Source organism: Streptomyces sp. SID5643 (genome assembly GCF_009872555.1).
In the GTDB taxonomy this organism is placed as follows: Bacteria; Actinomycetota; Actinomycetes; order Streptomycetales; family Streptomycetaceae; genus Streptomyces; species Streptomyces iakyrus.
Map to the genome: position 1 here is coordinate 1 of NZ_WWIC01000288.1, position 6,828 is coordinate 6,828.

General features: G+C 72.4%; 7 protein-coding genes. 4 read left to right on the forward strand and 3 right to left on the reverse strand.

Annotation, left to right across the window (positions count from 1 at the left end):
• Positions 1-178: 178 nt before the first annotated feature.
• Entirely contained in the window at positions 179-1,096 is a 918-nt protein-coding gene (locus tag GTY56_RS31790) for a LysR family transcriptional regulator (protein WP_161368743.1), read from the reverse strand.
• Between the two features lie 117 nt (positions 1,097-1,213).
• Here GTY56_RS31790 and mgrA point away from each other — a divergent pair, with 117 nt between their 5' ends.
• Positions 1,214-2,206 (forward strand): L-glyceraldehyde 3-phosphate reductase, encoded by a 993-nt coding sequence (gene mgrA / locus GTY56_RS31795; protein ID WP_161368744.1) that lies wholly within the window; start codon positions 1,214-1,216, stop codon positions 2,204-2,206.
• A gap of 42 nt (positions 2,207-2,248) precedes the next feature.
• Here the strand turns inward: mgrA and GTY56_RS31800 are convergent, their stop codons facing one another.
• Together GTY56_RS31800 and GTY56_RS31805 are read right to left on the reverse strand one after the other, a co-directional pair.
• Complete coding sequence (locus tag GTY56_RS31800) at positions 2,249-2,536, reverse strand: DUF1905 domain-containing protein (RefSeq protein WP_161368745.1); 288 nt, start codon at positions 2,534-2,536, stop codon at positions 2,249-2,251.
• A gap of 77 nt (positions 2,537-2,613) precedes the next feature.
• Positions 2,614-2,997, reverse strand: a complete 384-nt coding sequence (locus tag GTY56_RS31805; protein WP_161368746.1) for a nuclear transport factor 2 family protein — start codon at positions 2,995-2,997, stop codon at positions 2,614-2,616.
• A 337-nt stretch (positions 2,998-3,334) separates the two neighbouring features.
• On the opposite strand from GTY56_RS31805, the gene GTY56_RS31810 reads away from it, so the two are divergent.
• The 3 genes from GTY56_RS31810 to GTY56_RS31820 form a co-directional block, all read left to right on the forward strand.
• Positions 3,335-3,745 carry a hypothetical protein gene (locus GTY56_RS31810; protein ID WP_031141429.1) on the forward strand — a complete coding sequence of 137 codons (411 nt, stop codon included), beginning with the start codon at positions 3,335-3,337 and terminating at the stop codon, positions 3,743-3,745.
• A gap of 58 nt (positions 3,746-3,803) precedes the next feature.
• On the forward strand, positions 3,804-6,143 hold the full coding sequence (locus GTY56_RS31815) for an FHA domain-containing protein (protein WP_161368747.1): 2,340 nt from the start codon (positions 3,804-3,806) through the stop codon (positions 6,141-6,143).
• 9 nt (positions 6,144-6,152) lie between these two features.
• Positions 6,153-6,828: hypothetical protein (locus GTY56_RS31820; RefSeq protein WP_346345629.1), on the forward strand; the 676-nt coding region annotated here is incomplete at its 3' end.

Here is a 6,828-nt window from a genome sequence, read left to right on the forward strand (position 1 = left end):
GGCGGGTGCTGCCACGGCCGGGCGCACCGCCGTGCCCGTGCCCGCGAGCGTGCCGGCCGCCGTGATCGCCGCGGCGCCGCGCAGCACGTTCCGCCGGGTGTGATCCGTCATCTCGCCCACTCCTGACCGCAGTTGCCTTCCGGGACGGTCACGAGTCTGCTGCGCGGGACGCACCGGGTCAGGAGGGGTGGACACCCTCCTGGGGTGGTGCCAGACCCCCTGTTTCCAGCAGCGCCATCAGGGCCCGGGCCGCCGGGCTGGTCGCCTGCTCCGGCGGCAGCAGCGCCACCGTCTCGTACACGGCGTCTCCGGCGCCCTTCACCGCCAGGGCGGTCAGCGAGGCCCGCTTGTGCCGGAAGTGGCGCGGCACGACGGCGATACCGAGATCCTCGTCCACGAGATCGAGGAGACTGTGCACGTCGTTGACCTCCAGGGCGACGCTCCGGCGCACGCCCGCGGCGGCGAACGCCGCGTCGGTGGTGCGCCGCGGCCCCCAGTCCGGATGGAAGTCGACGAAGACCTCACCGCCGAGGTCCTCCGGCGTCACCGCCAGCCCGGCCGCCGCGAGCCGGTGGCTCGGATGGCACAGCACCGTCATCGGCTCGCTGGTCAGCGGCACGGCCCGCAGCTGGTCGGTGTCCTCCTGTGCGGTGCGCACGGCGAACGCCAGATCCAGACGCCCGGCCGCGACCTCCTCCGCGAGGGCCCCCGAGCCCGCCTGCCGCAGACAGATCTCCACGTCCGGGTGGCTCCGCCGGAACGCCGCCAGCAGCCCCGCCACATGCACCCCGGCGATGCACTGCTCGGACCCGAGCGCCAGCATCCCCCGCAGCACGCCCTGCACCGCGGCCACCGCCTCGTGGGCCGAACGGACCTGCGCGAGGATCCGCTCCGCCTCACCCAGCAGCGCCCGCCCGGCCGGGGTGAGCGTCACCCGGCGGGTGGTCCGTACGAAAAGCGGCGTCTGCAACTCCCGCTCCAGTGCACGGATGGACGCCGACAGGCCCGACTGGGACACCAGGAGGCGTTCCGCCGCCCGGGTGAAGTGCTGGTCCTCGGCGACCGCGACGAAGTGCTGCAAGTGGCGCAGTTCCATGACTGAGAAGCGTAGCCGCTGAATTCCATCGGATTCTTCTGTTGGACGCATGGGCGCAGGTCACGCCAGAGTGGACACCGCTTCCCCTCCGACCGTGCCAACCCCTCTGGAGTCGCGTTGTACACCGCACACCCCGACCGTTACGCGGACATGCCCTACCGGCGCACCGGACGCAGCGGCCTGAAGCTCCCCGCGCTCTCGCTCGGCCTGTGGCACAACTTCGGCCCGGACCGGTCCGTCGAGACGCAGCGCGCCATCCTGCGCCGCGCCTTCGACCTCGGTGTCACGCACTTCGACCTCGCCAACAACTACGGCCCGCCGCCCGGCGCCGCCGAGTCCGCGCTGGGCGAGTTCCTGAAGACCGACTTCGCGCCCTACCGCGACGAGCTGGTGATCTCCACCAAGGCCGGCTACCTGATGTGGCCCGGCCCGTACGGCGAGTGGGGCTCGCGCAAGTACGTGCTGTCCTCGCTGGACCAGAGCCTGAAGCGGATGGGCCTCGACTACGTCGACGTCTTCTACTCGCACCGCCCCGACCCGGACACTCCGCTGGAGGAGACGATGGGAGCCCTGCACTCGGCGGTGCAGCAGGGCAAGGCGCTGTACGTCGGTGTCTCCAACTACTCCGCGGAGCAGACGCGCGCCGCCGCCCGCATCCTGGGCGAGCTGGGCACCCCGCTCCTCATCCACCAGCCCCGCTACTCGATGCTGGACCGCCGCCCCGAGGACGAGGGGCTGCTGGACGCCCTCGACGAGCTCCAGGTCGGGTCCATCGTCTTCTCCCCGCTGGAGCAGGGCGTGCTCTCCGCCCGCTACCTCGACGGCATCCCCGAGGGCTCCCGGGCCGCGAGCGACAGCCCCTTCCTGAACTCCGACGCGCTCACCGAGGACCTGGTGGGCCGGCTGCGCGACCTGAACGAGATCGCGAAGGGCCGCGGCCAGACCCTGGCCCAGATGGCACTGGCCTGGGTGCTGCGGGGCGGCCGGGTCACCTCCGCACTGGTCGGCGCGAGCAGCGCGCAGCAGATCGAGGACAGCGTCGGCGCCATCCGCAACCTGGACTTCGACGCGGAGGAGCTGGCCCGGATCGACGCCGTCGTCAAGCAGTAGCAGGCGGCCCGCCCGGGGGCGTCCGCCCCCGGGCACACACGGTCACGAACCGATCCGTTCCTCCAGGCGCACGGTCACCGTGTCACCCTCTTCCTTGCCGATGACCCTGCGGACGTCGGCCTTCACGGGCAGCTTGTGCGTGCCGTCCCCCAGCGCCATGAACGAACTGCGGAACGGATGCCCGTCGATCGTCCCGCGGACCCTGACCAGGCCCCGGGTGCCGAAGAACTCGACGGACCGGGGCCAGACCAGATAGGTCCAGCCGCCCTGCGCGGGGCTTTTGCGCAGGACGGCGGTGAACTCCGCGTCCAGGACTCCCGTGGTGGCCATGACGTCCTCCGGTGCTCGGCGGCCTCTTCCTCCCATCAGACCGCCGGCCACCGGGAAACTCATCGGGAGCGTCCGCTTCACGCCCCGGCGGGCACCCGGTCCAGGAATCCGAGCACGGCCTTGATCCGGCCCTGCGCGTCGAGGATGATCACATCCGACCCGGCGACCGGCGCCGAGCCGTCGGCCGCGCTCACCGGCTCCCAGGAGAAGCACGCGGTGTCGTGATGGCCGTCGACACCACCGGTGAGCCGGAACGCGAACCCCGGGAACTGCTCGCGGGCCGCAGCGATCACCGCGGCGATCCCCTCGTGGCCGCTGACGTCGGCCAGGGGGTCGGTGTAGCCGCCCTCCTCGGTCCGGGCGACGGCGACCGCCTTGGCGCGCGCCGCCGGGTTCTCGGCGTTCCATGCCGCGAAGTAGCGGGCGACGGCGTCCTCGTAGCGGTGGGCGGTCGTGGACATGGACGATCAGCCTCCTGAAGGTCGTCCCTGCTGGTCAGGTCCCGGATCCCGGTCGCTCCGAACCCGGTACGACCACCCTGCCCGCGCCCGCCGCGCGCGTCGGTTGCCTCCAGGGTCATGGGCCGGTACGACGGCTCGCCGGATTTCGGCCAACCCAGGGGGTGAATATGCCAGGAGAGTGGCCGGAAAGTCGTGGTGACAGTGATTCAGTAGTGAACATACTGACCTGCGAGAGCGCTTTTCACATCGAGCGACGGCGCCCTCACGCACAGCACGCGAGCCGCGGGAGAAGTGAGGCCGGGCGAGGCAGACGGGCGGGGCGACGGGGGAGGGTCACGTGCACGACGAGTTTCTGTGCCACGTCACGGCGTACGGAGTCTGCGACGGCCGCCGGATCGGAGTGCCTCTCGGTACCTACCGTGCGCCCACCCTCGCCCTCGCCCTGTGGTGGCTGCGCGACCGCGCCTCCTGGATCGCCCAGCGCCTCGACCCCCGGCCCGACGCCGAGCACTTACCGCCGGGCGCGCTCGTGCCGGTCGCCCACACCGTGCCCGACGTGCCCGGGCTGCTGCGCGCCTGGTGCGCCGATCCGGCCCAGCAGGAGCGGGTCGCCGAGGAGTTGGCGGCCGGACGGCTGGTGCGCATCGCCACCAGCGACGACACCACCGAGTACGAACTGCTCGCCGAGTCCGTGGACGCCCTGCGGATGCAGCGCACGGCACCCTTCGTCGGCATCTCCGTCGGCTGACCTGCCGCAGCCCCGCTCGCCCAGGCGCACAACAGGGCAAATCGGTAGAATCTTGACCATGGCGCAACCCTCGGTAGCACCAGAGCTCGTCCTGGAGACGGAGACGGGCAGCACCGTGATGATCCCGGGCCGTGACTACCACGTGGGGCGCGACCCGATGTGCGACATCGTCATCGACGACGACCGGGTCTCCTGGCACCACGCGGTGCTGAAGCCCGAGGACGATCACTGGACCATCGAGGACGAGGACAGCACCAACGGCACCTACGCCGACGGCCGGCGCATCCACGAGTGGGACGTCGGGCCCGGCACCGTCATCCGCTTCGGCAATCCGGCCGACGGACCGCGCATGACCCTGACGGGCCGCCCCGCCCCCGCCCGCCGCGCCCCGGAACGCCCCTCCGCCGTCTCCATGCCGTCCCACACGGGCACCTACCGCCGGCCCACGACCGTACGCCCGCTGCCCACCCGCACGGTCCGCATCGGCCGCGCCCCCGACAACGACCTGGTCATCGACGACCTCGTCGTCTCCCGCCGGCACGCCGAACTGCGCGCCCTGGCCGACGGCACCTACGAGATCACCGACCTGGGCAGCCACAACGGCACCTACCTCAACGGCAGCTCCGTCACCAGCGCCCCGGTCGGCCAGGGCGACATCGTCGGCATCGGCCACTCGGCGTTCTGCCTCGTCGGCGACCAGCTCCAGGAGTACGTCGACACCGGCGAGGTCTCCCTCGACGTGCAGGACCTCGCCGTCAGCGTCGACCGCGGCCGCAAAACGCTGCTGGACCACGTGTCGTTCCCGGTGGGGGAGAAGTGCCTGCTCGCCGTCGTCGGCCCGAGCGGCGCCGGCAAGTCCACGCTCCTCAACGCCCTCACCGGCCAGCGGCCCGCGGGCCACGGCACCGTCCTCTACGACGGCCGCGACCTCTACCGCGACTACGCCGAGCTGCGCCAGCGCATCGGCCTGGTCCCGCAGGACGACATCCTGCACGCGCAGCTGACCGTCCGCAAAGCCCTCTCCTACGCCGCCGAACTGCGCTTCCCGCAGGACACCGCCAAGGCCGAGCGGCGCGCCCGGGTCGACGAGGTCATCCGCGAACTGGGCTTGGAGCAGCGCGCGGACCAGCCCGTGCACAGCCTCTCCGGCGGCCAGCGCAAGCGCGTCAGCGTGGCCCTGGAACTGCTGACGAAGCCGTCGCTGCTGTTCCTCGACGAGCCGACCTCCGGCCTCGACCCCGGCATGGACCGCTCGGTGATGCACATGCTGCGCGGCCTCGCCGACGACAGCCGCACCGTCATCGTCGTCACCCACAGCGTGCTCAGTCTCGACGTGTGCGACCGGCTCCTGGTCCTCGCACCCGGCGGGAAGATCGCCTACTACGGGCCGCCCGAGGACGCCCTGGCCTTCTTCGGCTTCGAGGAGTGGCCGGAGGCCTTCGAGGCGTTCGACCGGGACACCGGCCGGGACTGGGCGGGGGAGTACCTCACCTCGCCCTTCCACGGCCGGTACGTGGCCGACGCCTCCGCGCAGCCCCGGCAGCCGCGGTCCGAGCCCGTCGTCATCACGGCCCCGCCCCGGCCGCGCAGCCGCGGCGCCCAACTCGGCACGCTGGTACGCCGGTACGCGGCCGCGCTGAGCGCCGACCGCACCTTCCTGATCATCATGATCGCGCTGCCGTTCGTCATGGGCGCCATGGCCCGCGCCCTGGCGGGCGGCAAGCTGACACAGGACACGGCGATGAACGCGCTGCTCATCCTGTGCGTGGGTGCCGTGCTCACCGGGGCCGCCAACGCGGTGCGCGAACTCGTGAAGGAACGCGTGATCTACCAGCGGGAACGTGCGGTGGGCCTGTCCAGATCGGCGTACCTGATGTCCAAGGTCATCGTCCTGGGGGTCATCACCGTCCTCCAGGCGGTGGTGCTGACCCTGGTCGCCCTGCTCGGCGTCGACCTGAACGCACCCGGCGGGAAAGGGGTGCTGATGCCGCCCCTGGTGGAGATCACGGTCGCCGTGGCCCTGCTGGCGTTCACCGCGATGATGCTCGGCCTCCTCGTCTCAGCGCTGGTGCGCAAGGAAGAGGTGACGATGCCGCTGCTGGTGCTCATCGCCATCGTGCAGGTCGTCTTCTGCGGGGCCCTGCTGAAGCTGGCCGACACACCCGGGCTGGAGCAGCTCGGCTGGCTGGTGCCGGCGCGCTGGGCGCTGGCCGCGATGGCCGGGACCGTCGGGCTGGCCCGGATCGTGCCCGACGATCTGACGAAGGACCCCCTCTTCGAGCACTCCGCGGGCACGTGGCTGCTGGACGTCGGGATGCTGGTCGTGCTGTCGGTGCTCTTCGGCTTCCTCGTGTCCCGACTGCTGCGCCGGCACGAGCCGGCCGTGATGCGGAAGTAGGGGGCGCCCGTGACGACTCCCGGATTCCGGCCCACGCACGTCGTCCCGCAGCACGGGATGCCCGCCTGGGAGGTCCCCGACCCGTCCCGGCCCACGGTGGACCTGGACCCCCTGCTGCCGGTGCAGCTCTTGGAGCGGCAGGGTGACTGGGGGCACGTGCTGTGCTTCAACGGCTGGTCGGCCTGGGTGGACGGACGCCGCCTCGTCGCCGTTCCGCAGGATCCGCCCGCGGCGGACGGGCCACTCACCCGGGCCGCCGATCCGCGGCCGCTGCTGGGCCGGGCGCAGGAAGCGCTGGCGCGCTACCGCGCCGCGGTGGAGGACCTCGCGGGTGGCCTCGACCGGGAGTCGTTCCGCGCCCGCACCCATGGCATGCGGATCGGCGTCGTCGTCGACGGCGAGTCCGTGTGGCTCTACGACTCCGCCCATGGGCACTGGGTGTACGCCGACGGCGCCCGGATGACCACCTACGCGACGGACGAGACGCCGGCGGCCGGACCGGGGTCCCGCCCGGCGGCAGCGCCCGCGCGTCCCCCCGCCCGGGCGGTGCCGCCCGAGGGCCCGGTCGGGGCCACCCGGCGGCCCGACACGCGTCCGCCCGAGTCGCGGGGGGCTGCGCGGCCTGGGACACCCGAGCCGGAGAGCTCGGCGCCCCCGGAGCCGACCAGGGTGGTGCCTGCCGAGG